The organism is Janthinobacterium sp. GW821-FHT03A03 (assembly GCF_059421435.1).
Genome location: NZ_JBWKUZ010000001.1, coordinates 484520 through 510186, shown reverse-complemented (window position 1 = coordinate 510186; position 25667 = coordinate 484520). Strand labels below are relative to the sequence as shown.

23 protein-coding genes and 1 tRNA gene are annotated in these 25667 nt (G+C 63.6%); 15 read left to right on the top strand and 9 right to left on the bottom strand.

Features of this window, described 5'->3' with window-relative positions; genetic code table 11:
• On the bottom strand, window positions 1-188 hold a 188-nt coding region (locus AC07VI_RS02340; protein ID WP_494808769.1), incomplete at its 3' end, for a hypothetical protein.
• Between the two features lie 152 nt (window positions 189-340).
• Here AC07VI_RS02340 and AC07VI_RS02335 point away from each other — a divergent pair.
• A complete protein-coding gene (locus tag AC07VI_RS02335; RefSeq protein WP_086146814.1) occupies window positions 341-1522 on the top strand; it encodes a hypothetical protein in 1182 nt (393 codons plus the stop codon).
• Between the two features lie 8 nt (window positions 1523-1530).
• Here AC07VI_RS02335 and AC07VI_RS02330 read toward each other — a convergent pair whose 3' ends face one another.
• Complete coding sequence (locus tag AC07VI_RS02330) at window positions 1531-2250, bottom strand: TetR/AcrR family transcriptional regulator (protein ID WP_086146813.1); 720 nt, start codon at window positions 2248-2250, stop codon at window positions 1531-1533.
• Window positions 2251-2394: 144 nt separating this feature from the next.
• On the opposite strand from AC07VI_RS02330, the gene AC07VI_RS02325 reads away from it, so the two are divergent.
• The 3 genes from AC07VI_RS02325 to AC07VI_RS02315 are packed head-to-tail and all read left to right on the top strand — an operon-like array spanning window position 2395 to window position 6719.
• Entirely contained in the window at window positions 2395-3600 is a 1206-nt protein-coding gene (locus tag AC07VI_RS02325) for an HlyD family secretion protein (RefSeq protein WP_086146812.1), read from the top strand.
• Window positions 3601-3606: 6 nt separating this feature from the next.
• On the top strand, window positions 3607-5205 hold the full coding sequence (locus AC07VI_RS02320) for a DHA2 family efflux MFS transporter permease subunit (protein ID WP_086146811.1): 1599 nt from the start codon (window positions 3607-3609) through the stop codon (window positions 5203-5205).
• Window positions 5206-5246: 41 nt separating this feature from the next.
• Window positions 5247-6719, top strand: coding sequence for an efflux transporter outer membrane subunit (locus AC07VI_RS02315; protein ID WP_492995563.1), 1473 nt, complete (start codon window positions 5247-5249; stop codon window positions 6717-6719).
• Between the two features lie 9 nt (window positions 6720-6728).
• Here the strand turns inward: AC07VI_RS02315 and AC07VI_RS02310 are convergent, their stop codons facing one another.
• A complete protein-coding gene (locus AC07VI_RS02310) occupies window positions 6729-7646 on the bottom strand; it encodes a LysR family transcriptional regulator (protein WP_099374270.1) in 918 nt (305 codons plus the stop codon).
• A gap of 112 nt (window positions 7647-7758) precedes the next feature.
• Between AC07VI_RS02310 and AC07VI_RS02305 the strand changes: the two genes are divergently transcribed.
• The 4 genes from AC07VI_RS02305 (at window position 7759) to AC07VI_RS02290 (ending at window position 11870) form a co-directional block, all read left to right on the top strand.
• Complete coding sequence (locus AC07VI_RS02305; protein ID WP_099374271.1) at window positions 7759-8358, top strand: short chain dehydrogenase; 600 nt, start codon at window positions 7759-7761, stop codon at window positions 8356-8358.
• A gap of 109 nt (window positions 8359-8467) precedes the next feature.
• Entirely contained in the window at window positions 8468-10189 is a 1722-nt protein-coding gene (locus AC07VI_RS02300) for a dipeptidyl-peptidase 3 family protein (protein ID WP_492995560.1), read from the top strand.
• A gap of 151 nt (window positions 10190-10340) precedes the next feature.
• Window positions 10341-11033 carry a hypothetical protein gene (locus AC07VI_RS02295; RefSeq protein ID WP_086146807.1) on the top strand — a complete coding sequence of 231 codons (693 nt, stop codon included), beginning with the start codon at window positions 10341-10343 and terminating at the stop codon, window positions 11031-11033.
• A gap of 105 nt (window positions 11034-11138) precedes the next feature.
• Entirely contained in the window at window positions 11139-11870 is a 732-nt protein-coding gene (locus AC07VI_RS02290) for a BON domain-containing protein (RefSeq protein WP_086146806.1), read from the top strand.
• Between the two features lie 156 nt (window positions 11871-12026).
• Here the strand turns inward: AC07VI_RS02290 and AC07VI_RS02285 are convergent, their stop codons facing one another.
• Complete coding sequence (locus tag AC07VI_RS02285) at window positions 12027-14177, bottom strand: prolyl oligopeptidase family serine peptidase (RefSeq protein ID WP_492995557.1); 2151 nt, start codon at window positions 14175-14177, stop codon at window positions 12027-12029.
• 174 nt (window positions 14178-14351) lie between these two features.
• On the opposite strand from AC07VI_RS02285, the gene AC07VI_RS02280 reads away from it, so the two are divergent.
• Window positions 14352-15398 carry a lysozyme inhibitor LprI family protein gene (locus AC07VI_RS02280; protein ID WP_492995555.1) on the top strand — a complete coding sequence of 349 codons (1047 nt, stop codon included), beginning with the start codon at window positions 14352-14354 and terminating at the stop codon, window positions 15396-15398.
• A gap of 3 nt (window positions 15399-15401) precedes the next feature.
• Window positions 15402-15905: a hypothetical protein gene (locus AC07VI_RS02275; RefSeq protein WP_086146803.1), complete on the top strand. Its 504-nt coding sequence runs from the start codon at window positions 15402-15404 to the stop codon at window positions 15903-15905.
• A gap of 3 nt (window positions 15906-15908) precedes the next feature.
• Here the strand turns inward: AC07VI_RS02275 and AC07VI_RS02270 are convergent, their stop codons facing one another.
• The 5 genes from AC07VI_RS02270 to AC07VI_RS02250 all read right to left on the bottom strand — a co-directional run bounded on the left by AC07VI_RS02270 (window position 15909) and on the right by AC07VI_RS02250 (window position 19897).
• Complete coding sequence (locus AC07VI_RS02270; RefSeq protein ID WP_099419842.1) at window positions 15909-16307, bottom strand: hypothetical protein; 399 nt, start codon at window positions 16305-16307, stop codon at window positions 15909-15911.
• A 103-nt stretch (window positions 16308-16410) separates the two neighbouring features.
• Window positions 16411-16486: transfer RNA gene (locus AC07VI_RS02265), tRNA-Lys, on the bottom strand.
• Window positions 16487-16555: 69 nt separating this feature from the next.
• Window positions 16556-18313 (bottom strand): GspE/PulE family protein, encoded by a 1758-nt coding sequence (locus AC07VI_RS02260; RefSeq protein ID WP_099374272.1) that lies wholly within the window; start codon window positions 18311-18313, stop codon window positions 16556-16558.
• A 47-nt stretch (window positions 18314-18360) separates the two neighbouring features.
• Window positions 18361-19149 carry a class I SAM-dependent methyltransferase gene (locus tag AC07VI_RS02255; RefSeq protein WP_492995552.1) on the bottom strand — a complete coding sequence of 263 codons (789 nt, stop codon included), beginning with the start codon at window positions 19147-19149 and terminating at the stop codon, window positions 18361-18363.
• A gap of 235 nt (window positions 19150-19384) precedes the next feature.
• Window positions 19385-19897 (bottom strand): glycine zipper 2TM domain-containing protein, encoded by a 513-nt coding sequence (locus AC07VI_RS02250; RefSeq protein ID WP_034747447.1) that lies wholly within the window; start codon window positions 19895-19897, stop codon window positions 19385-19387.
• A gap of 401 nt (window positions 19898-20298) precedes the next feature.
• Between AC07VI_RS02250 and AC07VI_RS02245 the strand changes: the two genes are divergently transcribed.
• From AC07VI_RS02245 to AC07VI_RS02225, 5 genes are all read left to right on the top strand, one after another.
• The gene (locus AC07VI_RS02245; protein WP_086146799.1) at window positions 20299-20697 is read left to right on the top strand and encodes a barstar family protein; all 399 of its coding nucleotides are present in this window, start codon (window positions 20299-20301) and stop codon (window positions 20695-20697) included.
• Between the two features lie 156 nt (window positions 20698-20853).
• Window positions 20854-21462 carry a phosphoribosylglycinamide formyltransferase gene (gene purN, locus AC07VI_RS02240; protein ID WP_076568208.1) on the top strand — a complete coding sequence of 203 codons (609 nt, stop codon included), beginning with the start codon at window positions 20854-20856 and terminating at the stop codon, window positions 21460-21462.
• Between the two features lie 21 nt (window positions 21463-21483).
• Complete coding sequence (locus tag AC07VI_RS02235) at window positions 21484-22803, top strand: RsmB/NOP family class I SAM-dependent RNA methyltransferase (RefSeq protein ID WP_086146797.1); 1320 nt, start codon at window positions 21484-21486, stop codon at window positions 22801-22803.
• Between the two features lie 125 nt (window positions 22804-22928).
• Window positions 22929-24287, top strand: coding sequence for a mechanosensitive ion channel family protein (locus AC07VI_RS02230; RefSeq protein ID WP_492995548.1), 1359 nt, complete (start codon window positions 22929-22931; stop codon window positions 24285-24287).
• 133 nt (window positions 24288-24420) lie between these two features.
• Window positions 24421-25629, top strand: coding sequence for a DesA family fatty acid desaturase (locus AC07VI_RS02225; RefSeq protein WP_086146796.1), 1209 nt, complete (start codon window positions 24421-24423; stop codon window positions 25627-25629).
• Window positions 25630-25667 lie beyond the last annotated feature (38 nt).

The following is a 25667-nucleotide window of genomic DNA, read 5'->3' as shown; positions in this document are numbered from 1 at the left end:
CGATCGGCAGCTTGGCAAGAGCGCGCCGAAGTGTACGAAGGCGTGTGCACGGACCTGCCGCCGCCGCGCAAGCGCTGATAAATAGTTAACTTCCAGTACAAAAAAAACGGGAAAGTGCGCGCGTTTTTTTTATTTCCTTTGACCTGGGCGGCGTAAAATGCACGCGATCTGTGGCGGATACGTCCCATGTGAAAATTGGTGAGTATTGCCGTATGGAAAAAATGGCAGAATGGAAGTCTGTAACTATGTTTCGCTCACGCTTGACCCGGGGTGTGTGATTTTTCCCTGAACGTTGCCAGTGTCCGGTCAAGTTCGGCTGTGCTGAGAAAGTTTTGCAACAATGAAAAAATTTACCGCCCTCCATATTGCCGATGTGCGCTTACGCCGGGCCGATGAGCAAGAGCAGGCCGTGATGCTGCACGCCTTGTATCAGGATGTGGCCGCCATCCTGGCGGCGGGAAAACAGATCGATGCCATTTTCTTTACGGGCCAGCTGGTGGCGCCTGACGCCTGCGCCGGCACGACGCCCGTGTATGTCTACGAATATTTTCTGCGTCCGCTGCTGCAGGCGGCCAGCCTGCCGGGCGCGCGCTTTTACCTGGTGCCGGGCAGCCGCCAGCAGGGTGTCGCCGCCGCCGCGCTGGGCAATGCCGGTTTCAGCTTTTTCGCTGCCGATGAGCACGCCAGTGCCGAGCAGCGCGCGCGCTACAAGAATATCCACGCCGTGTTCCATGGCCACCAGCATACGGGCGACGCCAGCTCGCTGATGAAGTCGCTGGGTATCTTGTTCAAGAGCAATCCTGGCAGCCTGTACGGTGCTCATGGCCAGATGGCGGCGTTTGCCGTATTGGAATTCGGCAACAGTGGCGCCGACGGCGCACCCGGTTCGCAGTGGACGGTGGCCTTGCGCGAGTTCGACGAAGTGAGCAAGCACTTCGCCCTGTCGGTGCTGTACACGCCGAATGGCCAGGAAACGGGGCAGATGGATGCCGACTATGTATTTGCCACCCTGTTGCCGCAACTGGCCGACGAGCGCGTCTATCTCGACGGCTTGCTGGGCAAGGCGGGCATGCCGCACCGCGGGCCGTCCGACGACGCCGTGGCGGCACGCGAATTCCTCATCGAACTGGCCTTCGTGATGTTCGAAGCCAAGACCCTGTTCCTGAGCGAGGCGGAGTTGCAGCGCTTTGCCTGCGACTATTGCGGCGTGAAGGGCTGGGACATGGGGGCGGGCGATTGGCTGGCGCCGCTGTATGCGCACGGCCTGCTGCTGCGCGCCGATGGCCAGGTGGCGTTTTCCTTCGATTACTTCCGCACCTATTTCCTGGCGCAGCGCTTTGAAACGTCGTTTGATCTGATGCGCTACGGCCCGGAACGCTATGATGGCAGTGAGTCCTCACTGAGCATTGACGGCGCGTCGGCGGCCCAGCCTTTCCTGCGCGCACTGGGCCTCAGCGGTGAACGCATCGAGGCCGTCCGGACAGAGACGTCTGCGCCCGAGGACTGCAGCCGCCCTGGCTGATCCGGGTTTCAGGCCGGCAGCGGCGCGCGCAGGGTGCCGCGCAGGAACAGGTCGAGACTGACCTCGACCTTGGCGCGCAATTGTGCGACATCAGGCTGTGCCTGGGGCGGAAACAGCAGGCGCGACATCTGGTCGCCCAGCAGGCAATTGAGCAGGTGCAAGGCCAGCATGGATGCCGTCAATTCCTCGCGAAACAGCGGTGCAATATCAGGACGCTTGAAAAACTTGGTCAGCATCTCGCGCGTCTGCCCCGGTCCCACCTTGTAAAACGTTTCCGCCAGTTCCGGGTGCGTAGCCGCTTCGGCCACCACCATGCGGTTCAGGCGTATCGCCGCCGGCATCGTCACCAGTTGCACGAACAGCAGGCCGAACTCGCCGAGGATGGTGGGCAGGGGCCGCATATCCGTTTCCAGCGCCGGCATGGTCGAGAAATACGCGGCGCGGCGCAGTTCCACCACGGCATTGAACAAGCCCGACTTGCCGCCAAACTTCACATAAATCGTGCGCACGGCCACGTGGGCTTCGCGCGCGATCATTTCCAGGCTGACTTTCCCATAGCCTTTTTCCAGGAACAGGCAGCCGGCCGTGTGCAGCAGGTTTTCCATGCGCGCTTCCATGTCGGCCGCGCGCGGGCGGCCGGCAGGCTTGCCGCAGCACGTCAGTTCGGTGGCGGCGTTGCCGGAGTCTGTATCGGTAGGCAGGGTATCGCTGAGGCCGGGATCGGACATGGTCTGGGTCTCTTTATGAGTTGAAGGGTAAGTGACGGCTCACACTGTAGTGCAAATTAAAATGAAATGCAATCGTTTCATTTCTTGACAAGCGCTTTTCTTTGCCCAATAATGAATCTACGTCATTTCATTTTCGGAGCGAGTATGTCCAACCAGCCAGGCCAAGCAGAGCACAAGGTGCTGAGCGCCGTCCCACCCGCGGCCCCGGCCGTGCCTTCCACGCCCGCCGCTTCCGCCAGCTCCGCCCCCCCGAACAACCGCGTGAAAATCATCGCCGGCCTGATCGTCCTCGTCGCGCTGGGCGCCGGCGCGCGCATGTGGTACCGCAGCCACTATTTCGTGGAAACGGAAAACGCCTATGTGGCCGGCCATGTGCATCCGGTGTCGGCGCGCATTTCCGGCGTCGTCACCAAGGTTTTTATTGATGACAATCAAATCGTGAAAGAGGGCGACGTGATCGCCGAACTCGATCCCTTCGACCAGCGCGTGAAAACCGAGCAGATCGCCGCGCAGATCGCCAGTGCCGAGCAGCAGGTGCTGCAGGCCGACGCGCAGATCGCGCAAGTGCAGGCGCAAGCGAGCGCCGCCCAGGCGCAAGTGGCGCAGGCCGACGCGCAGCTGCTGCGCGCCAAGCAGGATGCCGAGCGCTTCGGCCAGCTGTACACGAGCCAGATGAAAGCCGTCTCGAAAGCGGAACTGGACGCCGCCAACGCGGCCCGCTCCAGCGCCGTGGCCGACCTGGCCGCCCGCCGCGACAGCGCGTCCGCCGCCAAGGCGCAGATCGGCGCGGCGCAAGCTGCGCGCGACGTGGCCAAGGCCCAGGTGGCCGTGCTGCGCGTGCAACTGAAGGACGCGGAACAGCAGCTGCAGTACAACCGCATCCTGGCGCCCGTCGCCGGCCGCATCGGCAAGCGCAACGTGGAAACGGGCATGCGCGTGCAGCCTGGCCAGCAGCTGACGGCCATCGTGCAGGACAACGTCTGGGTCACCGCCAACTTCAAGGAAACCCAGCTGGCCGACCTGCACCGCGGCCAGAGCGTGCACGTGACCATCGACGCCATGCCGGGCAAGAAACTGGTGGGCACGGTGGACAGCTTCGCCCCTGCCTCGGGCGCGCAGTTCGCCCTGCTGCCGGCCGATAACGCCACCGGCAACTTCACCAAGATCGTGCAGCGCGTACCGGTGAAAATCGTCTTCCAGCCGGAAGACATCAAGGCCATGAATGGCCGCCTGGTGCCGGGCATGTCGGTGATCGCCGAAGTGGAAGTGAACCAGCCCGTGTCGGCCCAGGACAAGGCCGAGGCACCGCGCCACGCCGCCGCTCCTGCCGCCCAGACCGCCGCCCGCTAAGCTTCCATGAGCAGCCCTTCCACCACGCTGGCGAAGCCGCCGGCGTTTCCCGTGATTGACGAGAAAGTCTCCGGGCGCACCTGGCTGGCGGTCGCCGCCGGCATGCTGGGCGCCTTCATGGCGGTGCTCGACATCCAGATCACCAATTCCTCGCTCAAGGACATCCTTGGCTCGCTGTCGGCCACCCAGGAAGAGGGCTCGTGGATTTCCACGGCCTACCTGGTGGCGGAAATCATCGTCATTCCCCTCACCGCGCTGCTGGCGCGCGTATTCGGACTGCGCGCCTACATGATAGGCACCACCGCTTTCTTCCTGCTGTTCTCCACCCTGTGCGGCGCGGCCTGGAACCTGGAAAGCATGATCGTCTTCCGCATGCTGCAGGGTTTTACGGGCGGCGCGCTGATCCCCATGGCGTTCACGCTGGTGATGCTCAAGCTGCCCGCCTCCAAGCGCGCCGTCGGCATGGCCATCTTCGGCCTGACGGCCACCCTGGCGCCGGCCATGGGCCCGACCCTCGGCGGCTATCTGAGCGAGCTGTATGGCTGGCCCTCGATCTTCTACATCAACTGGGTGCCCGGCGTGCTGCTGATCGCCGGCATGATCTATGGCCTGGACAAGGAGCCGATGCAGCTCAAATTGTTCTGGAAGGCCGACTGGCTGGGCATCTTCTTCATGGCCCTGGGCCTGGGCTGCCTGACCATCTTCCTGGAAGAGGGCAATTCGAAGGACTGGTTCGACTCGGGCTTCATCATCGCCTTCGCCGCGCTGGCCCTGACGGGCATCCTGGGCTGGGTCGTCACCAGCGCCACGCGCGCCGAGCCGTTCGTCAACCTGGCCCTGTACGGCCAGCGCAACTTTTTAGTGGCCACCGTGCTGTCGGCCGTGACAGGCATGGGCCTGTATGGCTCGGCCTTTCTGCTGCCCCTGTTCCTGGGCCAGATCGCCGGCTACTCGCCGATGCAGATCGGTGAAGTCATCATGTGGGTGGGCTTGCCACAGCTGTTCATCATGCCGTTTGTTGCCAAGCTGTCGTCGAAGGTGGACAACCGCATCCTGTGCTCGTTCGGCCTCTTGCTGTTCGGCGGCTCGTGCATGATGAATGCCTACATGGACGCCTCCACCGGCTACGACCAGCTGCTGTGGTCGCAGGTGGTGCGCGCGCTGGGCCAGCCCTTCGTCATGCTGACCCTGTCGAACTTCGCCATGAAGGGCATCGCGCCGAAGGACATGGCGTCCGCTTCGAGCCTGTTCAACATGACGCGCAACCTGGGCGGCTCGATCGGCATTGCCCTGCTGGCCACGGCCCTGAGCACGCGCGAGCATTTCCACTCGCAGCGCCTGGGCGAGGCGATCAACGCGTATTCCAGCGCCACGCAGCTGCGCATCGACCAGCTGACGTCCTCGTTCATGGCCAAGGGCTATGACGCCGTCACGGCCGGCAACCAGGCCTTGCAGGCGATCGACGGCATCGTGCGCCGCGAAGCCTACGTGATGGCCTACAACGACGGCTTCTTCCTCGTCGGCGCCATCCTGCTGGCCTGCATCGTGCCCCTGTGGCTGGCCGACAAACTCAAAGCTCCCGGTGGCGGTGGCGGCGGTCATTGAGCGCCGCACGCAGCCACCTCAAGAACAAGAAGGTAATCATCATGCAAACAGTATTGACGAAAATCGCGCTGGCCGCTTCCCTTGCCGTGGCGCTGTCCGCCTGCGGCACCGTGGGCCAGGATTTCACCGCCCCGGCAAACGTGGCCGGCACCGACATCTTCCGCCACGGCGCGGCCGCCGCGGACGCCGCGCAGCTGCCCAAGGACTGGTGGAGCATCTACGGCGACGCCACCCTGAACCGCCTCGAGCAAAGCGCGCTGCAGGACAATCCGAGTGTAAAGGCGGCCGGCGAGCGATTGCTGCAGGCGCTGGCGCAAAGCGGCACGGCGCGCGCCAACCAGGGCCCGAGCGTGAACGTCAGCACGGGTATCTCGAACTCGCGCACCTCGGCCAACACCTCGCAGGGCCTGGCCCTGGGCAACCGCTCGATCAGCGGGAATAACTTCTCCGTGGGCGGCTCGCTGTCGTATGAAGTCGATCTGCTGGGCCGCGTGAAGCGCCTGGTCGAAGCGGCGGACGCGCAGGCGCTGGCGGCGCAGGCCGACCGCGACGGCGTGCTGCTGATGCTGTCGTCGCAAGTGGCCAGCAATTACTGGCAGCTGCGCGGGCTGGATGCGGAAATGGCCATTCTGAATGGCGCCCTGGACACGCGCCGCGAGTCGGCGCAGCTCGTCGAGGCGCGCTTCAATGCGGGCCTGACGAATGAGCTGGACCTGGCGCGCGCGAAAGTGGAACTGTCGAACGCCCAGGCCGACCTGCATGAAGTCAAGCGCCAGCGCAACCAGCTGGAAAACAGCCTGGCCACCTTGACGGGCAAGCCGCCGTCGGCGCTGCAATTGCCGCTGGCCGCCGAGCCATCGAGCTTGCCGCTGCCGCCCGCCATCCCTGTCGGCTTGCCCGCCAGCCTGCTGGCGCACCGCCCGGACCTCGTTTCCAGCGTGGCGGGCCTGCGCGCGGCAAACGCCCAAGTGGGCGTGGCCGAAGGCGCGTTTTACCCGTCGCTGCAATTGACGGGCAATTTCGGCTACGCGTCCGAAAAGCTGCGCGACCTGGCGCAGGGCGGCTCGCGCCAGTTCAGCTTTGGCCCGCTGGCCCTGTCCCTGCCCATCTTCGACGGCGGCCGCAATCAGGCCAATCTGGATTTGAGCAAGGCGCGCTATGCGGAAGCCGTGGCGAACCACGAAACGAAGCTGCTGACGGCCTTGCGCGAAGTGGAAGATGCCTTGTCCGACGTGGAGCAGCGCCAGTTGCAGGGCGACGCCCAGGCCCTGTCGCAGGCAGCGGCGGCGCGCGCCTACCTGGTGGCGCGCACGCGCTACGAGCGCGGCATCTCGACCTACCTCGACGTCACCGATGCCCAGCGCAGTTCGCTGGCGGCGGACCGCGCCGCCGCGCAGATCAAGACCCAGCGCCTGCTGGCGACGGTTGCCGTAGCGAGGTCTCTCGGCGCCGGCTGGCAGCCGGACGGCGAGCTGGCCAGGCTGGCCTCGGCGCCCGCCGCAAAGGTCAACTAAGTACGACGATTACGTGAGCGTGGCCGGTGGCGGTATCGCCGCCGGCCCGTAGCGTTCCAGCAGAAAATCGATGAAGGTCGTCAGCTTCGGCGTGGGCTGGCGGTCGCGCGCGTACACGAGGTGCATGGGGCGCGGCGCCGGCACGTAGTCGGCCAGCAGCGGCACCAGCCTGCCGGCGGCGATATCACCGGCCATCAGGATTTCCGCCTGCATGACGATGCCGAAGCCGTGCAGCGCCGCCACGCGCAGCGCCTGCCCGTTGTTCGAGCGGAAGCGGCTTTCGCGCACGGGGCTGCCATCGTCGTCGCCGCTTCTGGCCAGGCGCCAGCGCACATGGCGCGTCCACTGCATGAAGTCCAGGCATTCGTGGCGCGCCAGGTCGGCCGGCGTGCGCGGCGTGCCGTATCTGGCCAGGTAGGCGGGCGCGGCGCAGATCACCATCGCATACGGCCGCAGCACGCGCGCCACCATGGCGGAATCTTCCAGCTTGCCGATGCGGATGGCCGCGTCAAACCCTTCCTCCACCAGGTCCACCGTCCTGTCGTTCAGGTTCAGTTCCAGGCTCACTTCCGGATACGCATCGAGGTAGTCGGCCATCAGCGGCGCGATGCACTCGCTGCCGAAGGACACGGGTGCCGTGATTTTGAGCTTGCCGCGCGGCGCCGCGCGCATGGCTTCCGCGCCCCGTTCCGCCGCGTTGATGCTGGCCAGGATCTGGCGGCACTGTTCCACATATTGCTGGCCGATTTCCGTCAGGCTTTGCCGCCGCGTGGTGCGCGCCAGCAGCCGCGCGCCCAGCCGCTCTTCCAGGTATTTGATGTGCTTGCCCACCATCACGGGCGAAATCCGGAACGCCTCGGCGGCGGCCGTGAAACTGCCTGCATCGACGACGGCGACAAAAATTTCCATGCTGCGCAATTTATCCATGGCGTCCCGATTGCAAACTGTGGGTTGGTAATCATGTAAATTCTAGCGTATTTATTCCTTCTTGTAAGCGGCGCATACTGGCTCCATCGTTCAACCCACACAAGGAAGCAGCATGAAAATCGTCATCATCGGCGCCAGCGGCACCATCGGCACGGCCGTCGCCGCCCAACTGGCGCAGCGCCATGAAATCATCGAAGTGGGCAGCCGCAGCGGCACGCACCAGGCCGACATGGGCGACATCGCGCAAGTGCGCGCCCTGTTCAAGCGCATCGGCAAGGTCGATGCCGTCGTCGTGACGGCCGGCAAGCTGCATTTCGGCCCGCTGAGCGAATTTACTCCTGAGCAATTCCAGGTAGGCCTGGAAAGCAAGCTCATGGGCCAGGTCAACGTGGCGCTGGTGGCGCAGGAGTACCTGAACGACGGCGGCTCGATTACGCTCACCAGCGGCATCGTGGCCGACCAGCCTATCCGCTTCGGCACGGCCGCCACCATGACCAATGCGGCCGTGGAAGGCTTCGTGCGGGGCGCCGCCATCGAGCTTGCGCGCGGCGTGCGCATCAATGTCGTCAGCCCGACGGTGCTGGCCGAGTCGCTGGAGTCGTACGGCCCCTTCTTCTACGGCTTCGAGCCGGCCGCCGCCAGCCGCGTGGCCCTCGCTTACAGCCGCAGCGTGGAAGGGGCGCAGACGGGGCAGGTGTACAAGGTCTGGTAAGCCGCTTGCCATGCCATGGGGGCAGGTGGGACAATCGCAGGCTGAGCAAGAAAGCGGTAGCGCGCCATCCGCGCCAGCCGCGTCTGAGAAAAATCCAACCGAGACCTCCATGAAAAAACTCCTGATTCCCCTGCTGATGGCCGCCGCCGTCGGCAGCGCCTGCGCCGCAACGCCAGCCGCCCCGGCCACCGCGCAGCAACTGACGGCCATGAGCGCCCGCTACGCGCCCGTCGCGCTGACGGCCGACGTCACGCACCTGTCCGCGGGCGACCGCCAGGCCATCGCCAAGCTGGTCGAAGCGGCCAGGCTGGTCGACGTGCTGCAGCTGCGCCAGCGCTGGTCCGGCAATGAAGCGCTGTGGGCGGCCTTGAAGAAGGACAAGTCGGCCCTGGGCCAGGCCCGCCTGAACTATTTCTGGATCAACAAGGGGCCATGGTCGGTGCTCGACGCGCACGCCTCCTTCATGCCGGCCAGCTACGCCGGCATCGCCATTCCCGCGCACAAGCCGGAAGCGGGCAATTTCTATCCGCAGGGCGCCACCAAGGCCAGCCTGGAAACGTGGATGAATGGCCTGTCGCCAGACGACAAGCAGCAGGCGCAATGGTTTTTTACCACCATCCGCGCGGGCAAGGACGGCAAGTACCAGACCGTCAAGTATTCGGACGAATACAAGGTGGAGCTGAAACAGCTGGCCAAATTGCTCGACGAAGCGGCGGCCGCCACGGACAACGCATCGCTGAAGAAATTTCTGACCTTGCGCGCCAAGGCTTTCCTCGACAACGACTATCTGCCGTCCGATTTCGCCTGGATGGACCTCGATTCTCCCGTCGACATTACCATCGGCCCGTATGAAACATACAACGATGAACTGTTCGGCTACAAGGCCGCGTTCGAAGCGTATGTGAACATCCGTGACCAGGCGGAAACGCAAAAGCTCGATTTCTTCGCCAAACACATGCAGGAACTGGAAGACAACCTGCCGCTCGACGCCCGCTACCGCAACCCGAAAGTGGGCGCGCTGGCGCCGATGGTGGTGGTCAACCAGGTGTATGGCGCAGGCGACGGCAACATGGCCGTGCAGACGGCCGCCTACAACCTGCCCAACGACGAACGCATCATCAGCGCGCGCGGCTCCAAGCGCGTGATGCTGAAGAACGTGCAGGAAGCCAAGTTCAAGGCCACCCTGACGCCGATCTCGAAACTGGTGCTCACGCCCGAAGCGCAGCAGGACGTCGATTTCAATTCCTTCTTCACGCACATCCTCGCGCATGAAATCATGCACGGCCTGGGCCCGCACGCGACCGTCGTCGACGGCAAGCCATCGACGCCGCGCCAGGACTTGAAGGAAGCCTATTCGACCATCGAAGAGGCCAAGGCGGACATCACGGGCCTGTTCGCGCTGCGCTACATGATGGACAAGGGCCAGCTGAACGACACCCTGGGCCAGGGCGAGGCGGCCGAGCGCAAGCTGTACAACACCTTCCTTGCCTCCGGTTTCCGCACCCTGCATTTCGGCCTGACGGATTCGCATGCGCGCGGCATGGCCATCCAGATCAATTACATTCTCGACAAGGGCGGTTTCGTCTCGCTGGGCGACGGCAAGTTCGGCGTCGATTTTGCGAAGATCAAGCAGGCCGTGATCGACCTGGACCGCGAATTCCTGACCATCGAGGCGACGGGCGACTATGCGCGCGCGCAAGCGATGATGACGAAATACGTGGTGATCCGCCCTGAAGTGCAGGTGGCGCTCGACAAGATGAAGGCCGTGCCCAACGATATCCGCCCGGAATTCGTCATGGCCCGCGCGCTGGATCAAGCGACGAAGAAATAAACCCGATGCCGTATTGGCAGAGTGAAAAGCCGGTGCTGCTGCACCGGTTTTTTTTCGTCTTTATTTGCGAAAAGTTGCCAGTTTTTCCTTGTGGAAATACGTCCACCGCTTACTCTGCAGTGGTAAATCCTCCTTTCTTCCCGCCTGTCCCATGTTGAAACCGCTCTTGCTGATGAGCTTGCTCATCGCCTTATCTCCTTTGCCTGCAGTGGCTGCCGCCCAGCTCACCGAACTGGAAACGCGCTGGCTGCAGGCGGGCCAGCCCGTCATCGCGTTTGCGCGCGCGCAAGGTTTGCCGCTCGACATCATCGTCCAGCCGCAGGACGCGCCCGGGGCCGTGCCGCTGGCGCTGGGCTTCGAGGCGGGGCGCTGCAAGCTGGTGCTGTCGTTGCGCGGCAATGCCCAGGCGCAAAGCGTCCTGCAAGAGGCACTGCCCGCGCAGCAGGACCTGATGATCGAAGCGATGACGGCGCATGAGATCGGCCATTGCCGGCGCTACGCCCAGGGCGACTGGCATGCGCTGCCGCGCGGCTTCGTCGAGCCGCCCAGCGGGCAGCGGGGCAAGCTGAAGCGGCTGGACCGGGAGCTGCGCGACACGCGCCGCGAGGAGGGCTATGCGGACCTGGTGGCGCTGGCGTGGATGCATGGCCAGCACCGGGAGCAGTACCGCGACGTGCTGGCCTGGATGCGCGGCGTGCGCGCCGGCGGCGCGACGGCAGCCGGGTCGCACGCCACGCAGGCATGGCTGGCGCTGGCGGAGGGCGAGGGTGTATTTGATGGGGCCGCTTCACCATTTGAACAGGCGCAAGTTTTATGGCGGATGGGCTTGAGCGGCGACAAATAGAGGCGAATTTGTGCCGCGATAGCCTGCCAGCGTGTGTTGTCGCACGGAGCTTTGGGCGCGGCAGGGGTCTAATCTGGTCATCCACCAAACCAGAGAGGAACCATCATGAACAAAATGATCGCCTTCGTACTGGCCGCCAGTGCCAGCGCCCTGCTTGCCGCCGCACCGGCCTATGCGCAGGACACCTCGTACAAGAGCCTGACCGATAAGGCAACAGCCGATTACAAGCAGGCCAAGGCCGCCTGCGACGCCCAGAGCGGCAATGCGAAAAAAGTCTGCGTGGAAGAGGCCCGGGTGGCCCGCGCCAAGGCCGATTCCGATGCCGTGGCGCAATACCGCAACACGCCGCGCGAGCTGACCAAGGCCCGCAAGGACGTGGCCAATGCCGAGTATGACCTGGCCAAGGCCAAGTGCAGCGACCGCACGGGCGCCGATAAAACCACATGCATGAACGATGCCAAGGCAGCAAAAACTGCCGCCCTGGCCGATGCCAGCACGGGTGCCAAGGCCGGCACCAATGTGGCGCAGAATCCGCCTGCCGTTGCCAAGGAGAATTGCGACGCCATGGATGCGACGGCCAAGGCCGCCTGCATGACGCGCAATGCGGCCGGCAGCACCAAGACGGCCGTGGCCGATTCCGTCATCACCACCAAGATCAAGGCGGACCTGGTCAAGGATTCCACCCTGAAAGCGCTGGATGTCCATGTGGAAACCGTCAACGGCGTCGTCATGCTCAGCGGTTTTGTGCCATCGCAAAATGAAGTGCAGAAGGCGGGCGACCTGGCCCGCGGCGTGGAAGGCGTGAAGGACGTGAAGAATGGCTTGAAGGTGAAGTAAGCCTGGTTGCGCCTGCCATGGGGCAGGGAGACTGCCCGCATGAAAACAGCCAGGTCCGCAAAGGCGGTGCCTGGCTGTTTCTTGCGCTGCGGGCGCGCGCCGGATGGGCGGCCGGCGGAAGACGCGCCCAGCGGGTGCGGCGTTTACGTCAGGCGCTTATTTCACATACTTCGCCAGCCAGCCCTCGACTTCGCTATAGAAGAAACGGCTGTTCTCGCCCTTCAAGATCCAGTGGTTCTCGTCCGGGAAGACCAGCAGTTTCGCCGGCACGTTCAGGCGCTGTTGCACCGCAAAGTTCATCAAGGCATTGTTGGCCGGCACGCGGTAGTCGAGCTCGCCCACGGTGATCAGGATGGGTGTGGTAAAGCCCGTGCCTTTTTCGTGGTTGCCCGCTTGCATGACCGGGCTTTGGTCGCGCCACACGGGCAGGTTCGACCAGACGGGGCCGCCCGCATTCGTTTCACGGCCGAAACCGCCATCGCTGGTACCCCACTGCATGATCAAATCCATTTCGCCCGCGTGCGAGACGATGGCCTTGTAGCGCGTGGTGGTCGCCTGCAGCCAGTTGGCCAGGTGGCCGCCATAGCTGGCGCCGCCGGCGGCCAGCCTGGTGCCGTCGATGAACGGATATTTCTTGATGGCTTCATCGACGCCCTGGTTGACCTCATCGCCCGGACCCTTCAAGGGATCGAACTGAATCGAGCGCGAGAATTCCTCGCCGTAGCCGGTGGAACCCTTGTAATCCGTCAGCAGCACGACATAACCTGGCTTGGCCAGCAAGTGATAGTTCCAGCGCAGCACGAACTGGTCGCGCCACATGCTGGCCGCGCCGCCGTGGATGACGGTAAACAGCGGGTATTTCTTGTTCGGGTCAAAATTGGCCGGCTTGACCAGCATATTGTGGATGCGGCGGCCGTCGGCCGTGGTGAACCAGAAGTGCTCGGGCGCCTGCCAGTCGATTTTATCGGCCTTGTCCGTGTTGAAGGCCGTCAGCCGCTTCGGCTGCTTGCCGTTGAAGGCATAGATTTCCGGCGGGTTGATGGCGGACTCCCACACGCCCACCAGCGACTTGCCGCCGCTGCTCAGCGAATTGATGGTGCCGGTCGGCAAGGATGGCTCCTCGCGCACCTCGCCGCCCCTGGCGTCGATCGAATACAGCTTTTCCAGGCCCGCATGTTCATAGCTGAAAATGACGCGCTTGCCGCCGTCGGGCAGCACGTAGCGCGAGATCGACCGGTCCAGCCTGGCCGTCAAAATCGTCGGCGCAGGGTTGCTCATCGGCCAGGCAAAGCTGGCCAGGCGTTTCACGTCATACACCTTGCCGGGTGTTTGCGGGTCGCTGAGGGCGAACAGCGTCTTGCCGTCGGCGGCAAATTTCAAGGAACCGTAGCTGTGTTTGTCCTGCGTCAAACGCTGGGCTTCGCCGCCCGCCACGGGCAGCAGATACAGTTGCGAGTAGACGGCCTCGCGCTGCGCCGCGTCGCGGTTGCTGGCCGCGCTGAAGACGACGGCCTTGCCGTCCGGCGTCCAGACGGCGTCCAAGGATTGCCCTTCGTCGCCCTGGCCGCCGCCAAAGCCCGGCAGGGCCACCAGTTGCGTGCCCGACAGGATGTCGCGCGGCGTGTTTTCACCTTTCGTCTCAGGCTGCGCATCGACGATGAACAACCGCACCTGCTTGTCCGTCAGCCATTTGTCGAAATAGCGCGGTGCCGTCGTTTCATACGAACGGGCACTGACCTTGCGGTCCTTGCGCTCCTTCGCGCTTTGCTTGACGTCGGCCTCAGTCTTGTTGCCTGGATAGATGTCGCTGATGAACAGCAATTGCTTGCCGTCCGGGCTCCATTTCGGCATGCGCGCGCCCAGGGTGAGCGAGGTCAGGCGCTGCGCTTCGCCGCCGGCGGCCACGTCGAGGCGGTAGATCTGTCCCGCTTCATCGCCGTCGCGCTTGGCGACAAACACCAGCTGGCGGCTGTCCGGCGACCAGGCCACGGCGCCTTCGCCGCCCTTGGAATAGGTCAGGCGGCGCGCGGGGCTGTCATCAAGCAGCGACTTGATCCACAGGTCCGACCATTGGTCCTTGCTGTCGTAGGCGCTGTCGACGACGGAAAACACGGCCCAGAGCCCGTCCGGGCTGGCGACGGGCGCGCCCACCCGTTTCATCAGCCACACGTCTTCATGCGTGATGGCGTGTCTGGCTGGCGTTTGCGGGGCGGCGGCAGGCGCGGCGGCGGCGGTATGGGCAAGCGAGGCGCAGGCCGCTGCGATCAGCAGGGAGCCGAGGGAACGGCGAAGACGGGGTAAGGTCATGGGCGTGGTCCGGGTAGTGAAAAAAGTACAGCGGGCAACATTATTGCCCATCGATTCGGCCGCTGCCAAGGCCATGGACCGTTACTTACCAGGCGGGATGGCCGCGTATCGGGCGGGCGCGGTATGCCTGATCAGTTAAACTTGCCGCTTTACTCACGCTGGCGCTGATAGAACATGAAAAATTGTCTACCCTTATTGAAAACGGCATTGCTGGGCGCAGGTGTGTTGCTTGCCGGTCATGGCTTTGCCGCCGCGGCAGCTCCTTACCCGAACACCAGCGCCATGGGCGTGGGCCACGCGGAAAGCACGGCCTGGTATGCGGGCTGCCTGAAGGTCAAGGATGCGGCGCCGCCGCCGGCCGACCTGCCGGCGCCGTCCGCCGTGGCCGCCTTGCAGCAGTGCCAGGCGACAGACCTGTATTACGATACCAAGAGTATGTCCTCGCCCAAGCCGGCCGACTGGCGTCCTGTGCGTCATTGCGCCATGGCCACGCAGAACAGCGCCGTGCTGATGATGTTGTACCAGAACGGGCAGGGCGTGCAGAAGGACCCATTGCTGGCGCTCAAGTATGCGTGCAGCATCGACGCGGCGCCGGCCGAGATGCAGGGCCGCATAGCACATTTGCAGCAGATCAATGCCAGCGGGCGCGGCATGATGGACTTGTGCGACGACATCACCAGCGGCTATATGATGGGCGTATGCAGCGCCATCGATGCGCGGCAAAAGCAGCGCGTGCGCGCGCAGGCAAGCGGTAAACTCAGCGATGGCTGGCCTGCCGTGGCGCAAGCGTCGCTGCAAAAACTGCAGGCGGCGGCAAGCAAGTTTGCCGACGCGCGCGCGGCCCATGAAACGGACCTGAGCGGCACGGCGCGGGCCGCCATGAGCATCGCCGCCCGCACGGCCGAGCTGGACCTGCTGGCGCAGGATTTGCGCCAGTACGAAGCGGGCAAGCTGCCGCCGGCCCTGTCGACGGCGCAGGCGGCGGCGCTGGACAAGGAACTCAACGCCATCTACGGCAAGCTGATGAAAAAGCCCGCGTCCACCTATGCGGGCGCCGTGGACAAGGATGGCATCCGCGCCACCCAGCGCCTGTGGCTCGCCTACCGCGATGCCTGGATGAATCTTGGCGCCGTGCGCTATCCATCCGTGACGAGCGAGACGTGGGCCGGCCTGCTGACGGCGCGGCGCAATGCGCAATTGCAAGATTTACTGGAGAATTGACGCATGCGCGAAGCCTATTACCACGAAGACGATTTCTGCATGATCGAACTGTTGCCGCTGGATAATTTGCAGCACTGTGTGACGCAGATGGGCGAGCAGCAGGCGTTTGCCGATGCGCACCGCAGCGGCGCCGGCTGGACCGACATGTACGTCATCAAGGCGCCGCCGTCGCCACTGTCCGCGCTGGGCATGACGGCCGACCGGCTGCGGCTGGCGCTGGCCGATGCCTTGCCGCCGTATGGCGCCGTGTACACGGGCTACGGCAGTTACCGCGTGGAATGCAAGAACGTGCTGGCCTTTGGCGGCGACAAGACGGAGACCCTGTTTGCCGGCCTGGACGACAAGGGCATCGTGTGCGACCTGTGGTGCAGCGATGGCATGCCGGAACTGTTGCTGCTGCCCTTGAAGGAGCAGTTGCTGCTGGCCGACTGGGGCGCGGGGTTTGCGTGTCCGCTGGCCGACGGCGACCTGTTTGCCCGCTACCTGCGGGAATACGAACTCGACTAGCGCTTATTCGCAGGCGATGGCGTTCGGCTGCGCCACTTTCACCACGGACGCCAGGCGTGCCATGTCGTTGCCGTCGCCCTGTTCCATGTACGCTTGATACGTGTCAATGATGATGCGCGCACGCGCCTGCCAGCCGCAATTATCGGCCTGGCGCGCGGGCACGCGCAGCAGGCGGCGCGCCTGGCCGTCGTTGGAAAAGCAGAACCACGCATCGTGCGAAGCTGCCGGCCGGGGCAAACGGCCCCACTGCGCCTTGTCGGGCGCGAAGCAGACGCGGTTGCCGATGATTTCCAGGCTCATCTCGTCCGTGCGCAGGCTGTACTGGCCGTCGAGCACGATGGGCGCTTGCGCCCGGGCGGACAGGCAGGCGGTGGCCAGGAGGAGGGCGGCGGCAAGTTTCATGCGGTTCTTTCAGGGCTGGCAAGACGAAGCGCCAGTATAGCTGCAGGGCCGGAAATGCAAAAAGCCCCTCCGTGGGGAGGGGCTTTTTGGTACTGCGCATTCGTGGTAGGCCGTGCGGGATTCGAACCTGCGACCAACGGATTAAAAGTCCGCTGCTCTACCAGCTGAGCTAACGACCCGAAAGAGGCCGCATTATATATCAGTTGAAAAGGAATGCAAAGTATTCCTGCGAGAAAGTGTGAACTGCGTCAATGCAGGGCTGCCGTGAGCCTCAGCACTTCGTCGATGCTGGTCGTGCCGTCGGCGATCTTGCGCGCGCCGGCGATGCGCAGCGGCGTCATGCCGTCGAGGAGGCTCTGGCGCCGCAGCGCGTGGATGTCGGCGCCGGCCTTGATCAGCTGGCTGAATGCCTGCGTCACGCAGAGCAGTTCGTAAATGCCGGCGCGGCCCCGGTAGCCGCTTTGCCGGCACAGGGCGCAGCCGGCGGGCCGCCAGGCCGTTTCCGGCCGCGCCAGCTGGCCGGCCGCCAGGCCCTGCCATTGCGCTTGCGTCGGCGCCGCGCCCGGCTGCTTGCAGTCGGGGCACAGGCAGCGCAGCAGCCGCTGCGCCAGTACGCCGGCCAGGCTCGCTTCGAGCAGGTAGGCGGGCACCCCCAGCTCCAGCAGGCGCATGACGGCCGACGGCGCATCGTTGGTGTGCAGGGTCGAGAGCACGAGATGGCCCGTCAGCGCCGCCTGGATGGCCATCTCGGCCGTGGCCAGGTCGCGGATTTCGCCCACCATGATGATGTCGGGGTCTTGCCGCATCAGCGCCCGCACGCCATCGGCAAACGACAGCTCGATGCCGGCCTGGGTCTGCACCTGCATCTGGTTGAAGGCCGGCTCGACCATCTCGATGGGGTCTTCCACCGTGCACACATTGACTTCGCTGCTGGCCAGCGCCTTCAGGGTGCTGTACAGGGTGGTGGTCTTGCCCGAGCCGGTAGGGCCCGTCACCAGCACGATGCCGTGGGTGCGCGCCGTCAGCTGCCGCCAGCGCTGGGCGTCCGCCGGCGGGAAACCCAGGTCGAGCAGGTTCTTGATGGCGATGTCGGGGTCGAAGATGCGCATGACGAGCTTTTCGCCGAAGGCCGTGGGCAGGGTCGACAGGCGCAGCTCGATTTCCTGTCCCTGCGCATTGCGCGTCTTGATGCGGCCATCCTGCGGACGGCGCTTTTCCACGACGTCCATGCGTCCGAGCAACTTGATGCGCGCCGTCATGGCCAGCAAGACCACGGGCGGCACCTGGTAAGCCTGGTGCAGCACGCCGTCGATGCGCAGGCGCACGAGGCCGGCCTCGCGCTTCGGCTCCAGGTGGATGTCGGACGCGCGCTGGGCAAACGCGTATTGCCACAGCCAGTCGACGATGCGCACCACGTGCTGGTCGTTGGCGTCCAGGCTGGTCTTGTTGCGCCCCAGTTCCACCAGCTGTTCCACATTCTGGCGCAGCGCCAGGTCTTGCGTGGACGCTTGCCTGGCCACCTTGACGGAGCTGGCCAGGCTGAAAAACTGCGCAATGGCGTCGGCGATGTGCAACGGGTTGGCGATGGCCAGGTGCAGCTTGCGTGGCGCCAGGGTGCCCAGCTGCGCCTGCCAGGCGAGCGCGTAGGGCTGGGCCGTGGCGATGACGATGCGGTCAAGCGTGCATTCGACGGGCAGGATGTTGAAGCGGGCCGCATAGCCGGCCGTCATGACGTCGGCCACCTGGCTGAAGTCGATGTGCAGGGGATCGATGCGCAGATACGGCAAGCTTGCCCGCCGCGCCAGCCAGGCGCACAGGGTGTCGAGCGTGAGCGCATCGTGGGCGACGTGGCACAGCGGATGCAGGGCCGGCGCCCGCTGCAGGGCGGCCTGGGCGCTGATGGCGGCCGCTTGCGTTGCATCAAGCAAGCCGTCTTCCTGCAGCCAGGCCAGCAGTTGCGGCAGTTCCAGCGGCGTGTCGGGCGCAGGGGGGAGGGATGCGGGCATGGCCGGCGCCTTTCAGGGCTGCCGGCCTTGCCTGGGAGTGCCGGCGGTTACAGGGTGCTGACGATGCCCTTGACCCAGGTCCTGGCGGGCAGCTTGGTCTCGGCGACGATCTGCTTGGCGCGCTCGAGCAGGGCCGCTTGCGCTTCGGCATCGAGCGTCACTTTCGTCTTGAAGGCGATCGCCACCACGTTCCCATCATGGACTTCCGGCAGGCAGATCACCTGTTCAAACGCAAACTTCATCACCTTGATGTTCTTTGCGTAGCTGGGGTGGTCGCCAAACAGGTTCACCGTCATGATGCCGTGCGGCGCCAGGCAGGCGCAGCAGGCGGCGTAGAAGTCCGCGCTGTCGAGCACGGGACCGCGCGCCGTGGCGTCGTACAGGTCCACCTGCAGGGCGTCCAGGGTGCCGTGGTTGGCGTCGTCGTTGACATAGTCGAGCGCGTCCATTTCACGCACGTGCAGGCGCTCGTCATTGGGCGGCAGCTTGAACATCGAGGCGCAGATGGTGATGACGGCCGGGTTCAGTTCGATGGCCTCGACCTGTGCCTGCGGGAACTGGCGGTAGCAGAACTTGGTCAGCGCGGCCGTGCCCAGGCCCAGCTGGGCGATGCGCTGCGGTTGCTCGATCCACAGCATCCACGCCATCATCTGCTGCGCGTATTCGAGCTCCGGCCAGTCCGGCTTGCGGATGCGCATGGCGCCCTGCACCCATTCCGTGCCGAAATGCAGATAGCGCACGCCATCCATTTCCGACAGGGTGACAGGCGCGTAGCGGGGCTTGCGCGCGGGGCGCGAGGATTCGACTTGTTCGATGGATTTTCGTTTGATAAGCATAAGGCGGCCTGAAAGTGTGCCGCATTATAGCCCGTGCCGGGGCGCCATAAAAAATGCCGGCCCCATGAGAACGACATGGGGCCGGCATTTTAATACTGAGTAACAACGCCTGACAGAAGCGTTGCGAGCGGAAGGCAGAGGTGGTCGAGAAGCGCAACCGTGCTTAGTACGGGGGCGCCGAGCCGGTGAGCATCGCAGGCCGCCTATGCCGACGCGCAGCAGCGTATGTCAAGCGTTACTGCTGAGCTGGCTCGATCGAGACGCGCAGGCGGATGCGTTCGCCCGGATCATAGGACATGATGCTCGTGTAGTTGCGGCCGCGGTAGTCGTAGGTGACCTGATAGCCATTGTTGCGGCTTTCCCAGTGGTCGACCTGGCGGCACTGCTTGACGGCTTGTTCCTGCACGCCGCCCTGGTAGTTGTTCTGGTTGTCGACACGGTCGCCCACGACGGCGCCGGCAATCGCGCCGGCGGCCGCGGCGGCCGTGCGGCCATTGCCGCCGCCGACCTGGCTACCGAGCAGGGCGCCGGCGATGCCGCCGACGATGGAGCCGCCCGCGCTGCGCTGCTGGGGCGGCGCCTGCACTTGCACGTATTCCGTACGGCATTCCTGGCGTGGACGATTGATCTGCTCCACTTGCGGCACGACGCGCACGACCTTGCCGAAATCTTCAAAGTCGGCGGCCTGGGCGAGTGGCAATGCACCGATACAAAGGGCTGACATCATCAATTTGGCTTGCAAGTTCATTTGTAACCTCGTTATCTAGAGAATCTTTCAGGGTATTTTTTACAACTTGAGCCTATAGTAATCCGACTCGCCGACCGGTTGTCGTTCGCATGGCAACAAAATGTAACAGCCCGAGTCCCTTGCCCCGCAGTCTGTAACATGCACTTTCAATCGATACAAGATGTTGAAATGGCTTGAAACCGGCGGTTTGTAACAAATCTTGCGTTTGACATCATATTCGGGTTGATTCATGCAAGACAACACGTTACCCTAATACGCGTATGGCTTATACAAAATCGCACTGAATCGCATAAAAGTTGATACAGATCGAATCACCGCGTGCGCATTGACCCGCGTGCGGGGATGCAATAAGACGAGCAGCTAGAAAAAATCCATACATAACAGGTCGATTTGAGGGAAAAATGAGTTTGTTACTAACCGTGCCGCCCAACCTTGTCCAGTCCATCCGTGCCTTTCGCGTGACCGAATTACAAGACGAGGCGATTCGTCTCGGGCAGCACTTTTTATATGCGCATTGCAACGCTGGGCAGACCAAACAACAAGTCATCGGCATTATCGCAGAAGCATTCCTGTTTCCGAAAAATCTGGCGAAGAATTTCGATGCCCTGCGCCTGTGCCTGACGGATACCATGTTCAAGGCGGGTCCGCAGACGGGTTTCCTGGTCGTGCTCGAGCAATTGCCAAATACGCAAAAATTCGACAAGGAAGCACGCGAGATCCTGCTCGACGTGTTCCGCGACGCGGCCGACTACTGGGCCGAGAAGAAAGTCCCGTTCCGCGTCTTCTATTCATTCGAGTAAGCGCTTACTCTTGTCATGGCGGCCTCCGGCCGGCCTGCCATGCCGCTACCGGGAGCAGCAAGCGGGCAGCGGCGGCGGCCCGGCGGACATGTTGCGCCGCAACAATAATACCGGCCTTTCTAGATTCGCCTAGCCATAGCGGGTACAATGCGCGCTATGAAAAATATCGTTATCCTCATTTCCGGACGCGGCAGCAACATGGAAGCGGTCGTGCGCGCGGCGCAAGCCGAGCAATGGCCAGCCCGTATTGCCGCTGTCATCAGTAACCGGGCGGACGCCCAGGGGCTGGTGTTTGCCGCGGAACACGGGATAGCGACGGCAGTCGTTGCCAACAAGGATTATGCCAGCCGCGAACAGTTCGATGCGGCGCTGCAAGCCGTGATCGACGGCTTTGCCCCCGACCTGGTCGTGCTGGCCGGTTTCATGCGCATCCTGACGCCGCCCTTCGTCGAGCACTATGCGGGGCGCATGCTCAATATCCACCCGTCGCTGCTGCCGCTGTTCCCGGGCATGGCGACGCACCGCCAGGCGCTCGAGGCGGGAGTGACGGAACACGGCGCGACCGTGCATTTCGTGACTGCCGAACTTGACCATGGCCCGGCCGTGGCGAGCGCGACAGTCCCCGTCTTGCCGGGCGACACAGAAGACAGCTTATCGGCGCGCGTGCTGGTACAGGAACATCTGCTTTACCCGCGCGCCATCCGCCTGTTCATTGACGATAAACTGTCGGTCGAGCATGGCCAGGTCCGCGTGGACCCTCAATAAAATATTACAGGAAGAATAACAATGAGATTGCCACCAGCGATACTTGCCAATGCTGAAGAAGTATTGCGCGAAATTTTACGTTTCACGGCCCCGGCCGACACCACCCTGTCGCGCTATTTCCGCGACCATCCGCGCCTCGGTTCGCGCGAACGCGGCGCCATCGCCGAAGGCATTTATGCCGTCCTGCGCAACAAATCGTTCTTCACGGATTTCGCCGAAGCGGGCAATGGCCCCACCATGCGCCGCCTGACCATCCTCGGCCTGGCCGAAGCCGTGGGCGCCGACTCGCTGGGCGGCCTGACGGAAGAAGAAGTGGAATGGCTGGAGCGCATCAAGCAGATCGACCGCAGCCTGATGCCGGCGAATATGCGCGCCAACATGCCGAAATGGCTGTTCGACAAGCTGATCGCCCAGTTCGGCGAAGCGGAAACCATGCTGCTGGCCGATGCGCTGAACGCGCCGGCGCCGCTGGACCTGCGCGTCAACTCGCTCAAGGCCACGCGCGACGACGTGATGCTGGCCCTGGCCGAAGCGCCGATCCTCAGCACGCCGACGCCGTTTGCACCGCTGGGTTTGCGAGTGATCAAGAAGCCGTCGCTGCAAAACCTGCCCCTGTTCCAGAGCGGCGCCATCGAAGTGCAGGATGAAGGCAGCCAGATCCTGTCGCAGATCGTCGGCGCCAAGCGCGGCGAGATGGTGGTCGATTTCTGCGCCGGCGCGGGCGGCAAGACCCTGGCACTGGGCGCGCTGATGCGCAACACAGGCCGCTTGTACGCGTTTGACGTGTCGGAAAAGCGCCTGGCCAAGCTCAAGCCGCGCATGGCCCGCAGCGGCCTGTCGAACGTGCATCCGGTGCAGATCGCGCATGAGCGCGACGCCAAGATCAAGCGCCTGGCCGGCAAGATCGACCGCGTGCTGGTCGACGCGCCATGCAGCGGCCTGGGCACCCTGCGCCGCAATCCGGACGTCAAATGGCGCCAGCAGCCGAACTCCATCGTCGAGCTGCAAGCCAAGCAGGCGGCCATCCTGGCCGGCGCGGCGCGCCTGGTCAAGGGCGGCGGCCGCCTGGTGTACGCCACCTGCAGCTTCCTGAACGAAGAAAACGACCAGATCGCCGAGCAATTCCTGGCTGCCAACCCCGACTTCACGCTGGTGCCGATGAGCAAGGTGCTGGCCGAGCAGAAGATCGAGCTGGAAATGGGCGACTACCTGAAATTGCTGCCGCACCTGCACCAGACCGACGGCTTCTTCGCCGCCGTGTTCGAACGCAAGGTCATGCCGAAAAAAGTCTACGCCGATGAAAAACCGGCCGACGACGTTGACGCTGAGCAAGCCGAATAAGCTGCTCACGGGCCGCCGCTGCAGCTTCGCAGCGGCGGCCACTCTCCTGCGCCGGCCCGCCTGGCGCTGGCTGTGGGCGCCGCGCCCGTTTGTTTCCCCGCATCATCTTCCAGACCCCATCCGCCATGAATGAAACTCCGCTGCTCAACCTGATCACCGACTTTGTCGACGATTTCCGTCAACCGGCCATTTTGTGGCAGGCGCTGGCGATCATCGCCTGCCTGGCCCTGAGCTGGCTGCTGGTGCGGCAGTTGCGCGAATTCCTGCACAAGCGGGCGGAAGCGGCGGCCACGCCGGCAGCGCCGGAAACCCTGCAGCGCACGGACAGTTTCATCCGCATTCTGACGCCCGTGCTGGCGGCCATGCTGCTGGGCATTGCGCAGCACTTCCTGGCGAAGTTCCAGTCAGTCAACCTGCTCAGTATCGCCATTCCCCTGTGCACCTCGATGGCGCTGGTGCGCTTCGGCTTTTATGTGTTGCGGCGTATTTTTACCCGCCACGGCACCATCAGCCCCACGATGTTGTTGCTGGAAAAGATTTTCACGGTGGTCGTGTGGGCCGGCATGGCCCTGTATATCACGGGCCTGTGGCCGGATTTGCATGCCTTCCTCGAAGGCATCATCGTGCCGCTGGGCCGCAACAAGGTGTCCGTGGCTGCCATCTTGCAAGCCGCTATTTCCGTGGCCGTGCTGCTGGTGCTGGCCATGTGGGCCGGCACCTCGCTCGACGAGCGCCTGATGAAAATGCAGGGCTTGCACACCTCCTTGCGCGTGGTGCTGTCGCGCATGGGCCGCGCCGTGCTGATCCTCGTTTCCGTGCTGGTCAGCCTGTCGCTGGTGGGCATCGACCTGACGGTGCTGTCCGTATTCGGCGGCGCCTTCGGCGTGGCGCTCGGTTTCGGCCTGCAAAAGATCGCCGCCAACTTCGTGTCCGGCTTCATCATCCTGCTCGACCGCAGCCTGACCATCGGCGACATGATCACCGTCGGCCAATTTACGGGCAAGGTGACGCAGATCAATACGCGCTATACTGTGTTATTGGGCGGCGATGGCGTTGAATCCATCGTGCCGAATGAAATGCTGATTTCCGGCGGCGTGCAGAACATGTCGCTAAGCAACCGCATGGTGTGGCTGTCGACGGCCGTGTCGGTGGGGTATGAAACGGACCTTGATGTCATCTTCCCCTTGCTGGAAGCGGCTGCGGCCAGTGTGCCGCGTGTATCGCAAAGCAATCCGCCATCGGCCACCCTCGTGCGTTTCGGCGCCGACGGCCTGGATCTGCAGATCGGTTTCTGGATCGCGGACCCGGAAAACGGCACGGGCGGCGTGAAGTCGAATGTGAACCGCGCCATCTGGCGCACCTTGCAGGAACATAAGGTCACTGTACCGTTTCCGCAACGCGAATTGCGTATTATTGCCACGCCTCCTGCCCCGCTCGCCGGCGCTGCAGACGGTGAGTCCGCGCCTTCCGGCACCCAGCCTTGACCTCGCTGCCTGCCGCCGTTTTTGCCTGATAGCACCCATTAGGGCGTACAATCACGCCTAAAATTAACTCTGCCGGACCTCCAGAGTCACTGGAGCGACCGTGCGCACGCCCTGTCCACTTGGAGTAGTAGTAATGACATTGAGTTCCGTTTTACACGACGTATTGCAGTTCATGGCAACTGGCATTACTGATCTGTCCGCATGGCAAGTGTTCCTGTACACCATGGTGGTCACGCATATCACGATTGCCAGCGTGACGATTTACCTGCACCGCCACCAGGCCCACCGCGCGCTGGAATTGCATGCGATTCCCAGCCATTTCTTCCGTTTCTGGCTGTGGCTGACGACGGGCCAGGTCACCAAGGAATGGGCGGCCATCCACCGCAAGCATCACGCCAAGTGCGATACGGAAGAAGATCCGCACAGCCCCGTGACGCGCGGCATCAAGAAAGTCTTCTGGGAAGGCGCCGAGCTCTACCGTGCCGAATCGAAGAACCTGGAAACCATGGCCAAGTACGGCCACGGCACGCCGACGGACTGGATCGAGCGCAACCTGTACACGAAATACAGCTGGCTGGGCGTGGTGTCCTTGTTCGTCATCAATTTCATCCTGTTCGGCGTGATCGGCATTTCCGTGTGGGCCGTGCAAATGATGTGGATCCCCATCACGGCGGCCGGCATCATCAACGGCATCGGCCATTACTGGGGCTACCGCAACTACGACTGCGCCGACGCGGCCACCAACATCATTCCGTTCGGCATCCTGATCGGCGGCGAAGAGTTGCATAACAACCACCACACGTATGCGACATCGGCCAAGCTGTCGTCGAAATGGTATGAAATCGATATCGGCTGGGCGTATATCCGCGCCCTGGAAATGCTGGGCCTGGCCAAGGTGAAAAAGCTGGCGCCGGCGCCGAAGTTTTCCCACGGCAAGCTGGAAGCGGACTTCGAGACCTTGCAGTCCGTCATCGCCAACCGCTATGACGTGATGGCCAAGTATGCGAAATCGATCAAGCATGCTTGGAAGGAAGAGCTGGAACACCTGAAGCACAAGGCGGAACTGGAAAAGCGTTTCCTGAAATCATCGCGCAAGCTGATGCAGCGCGAACCGGCCAAGCTGGCCGACGCGCACCACGAGCAGCTGTCGGAATTGTTCCAGCACAGCAAGGCACTGGAAACCATGCACCACATGCGCGTGGAGCTGGGCGCCATCTGGGAGCGCTCGCACTTTACGCGCGAGCAATTGCTGCAGAAACTGCAAGACTGGTGCGCGCGCGCCGAGGCGTCAGGCATCCAGTCGCTGCAGGATTTCTCCTTGCGCCTGCGCAGCTATGCATAACTAGACTGTTGCGCCATATCAAGGCCCTGGATTCCAGG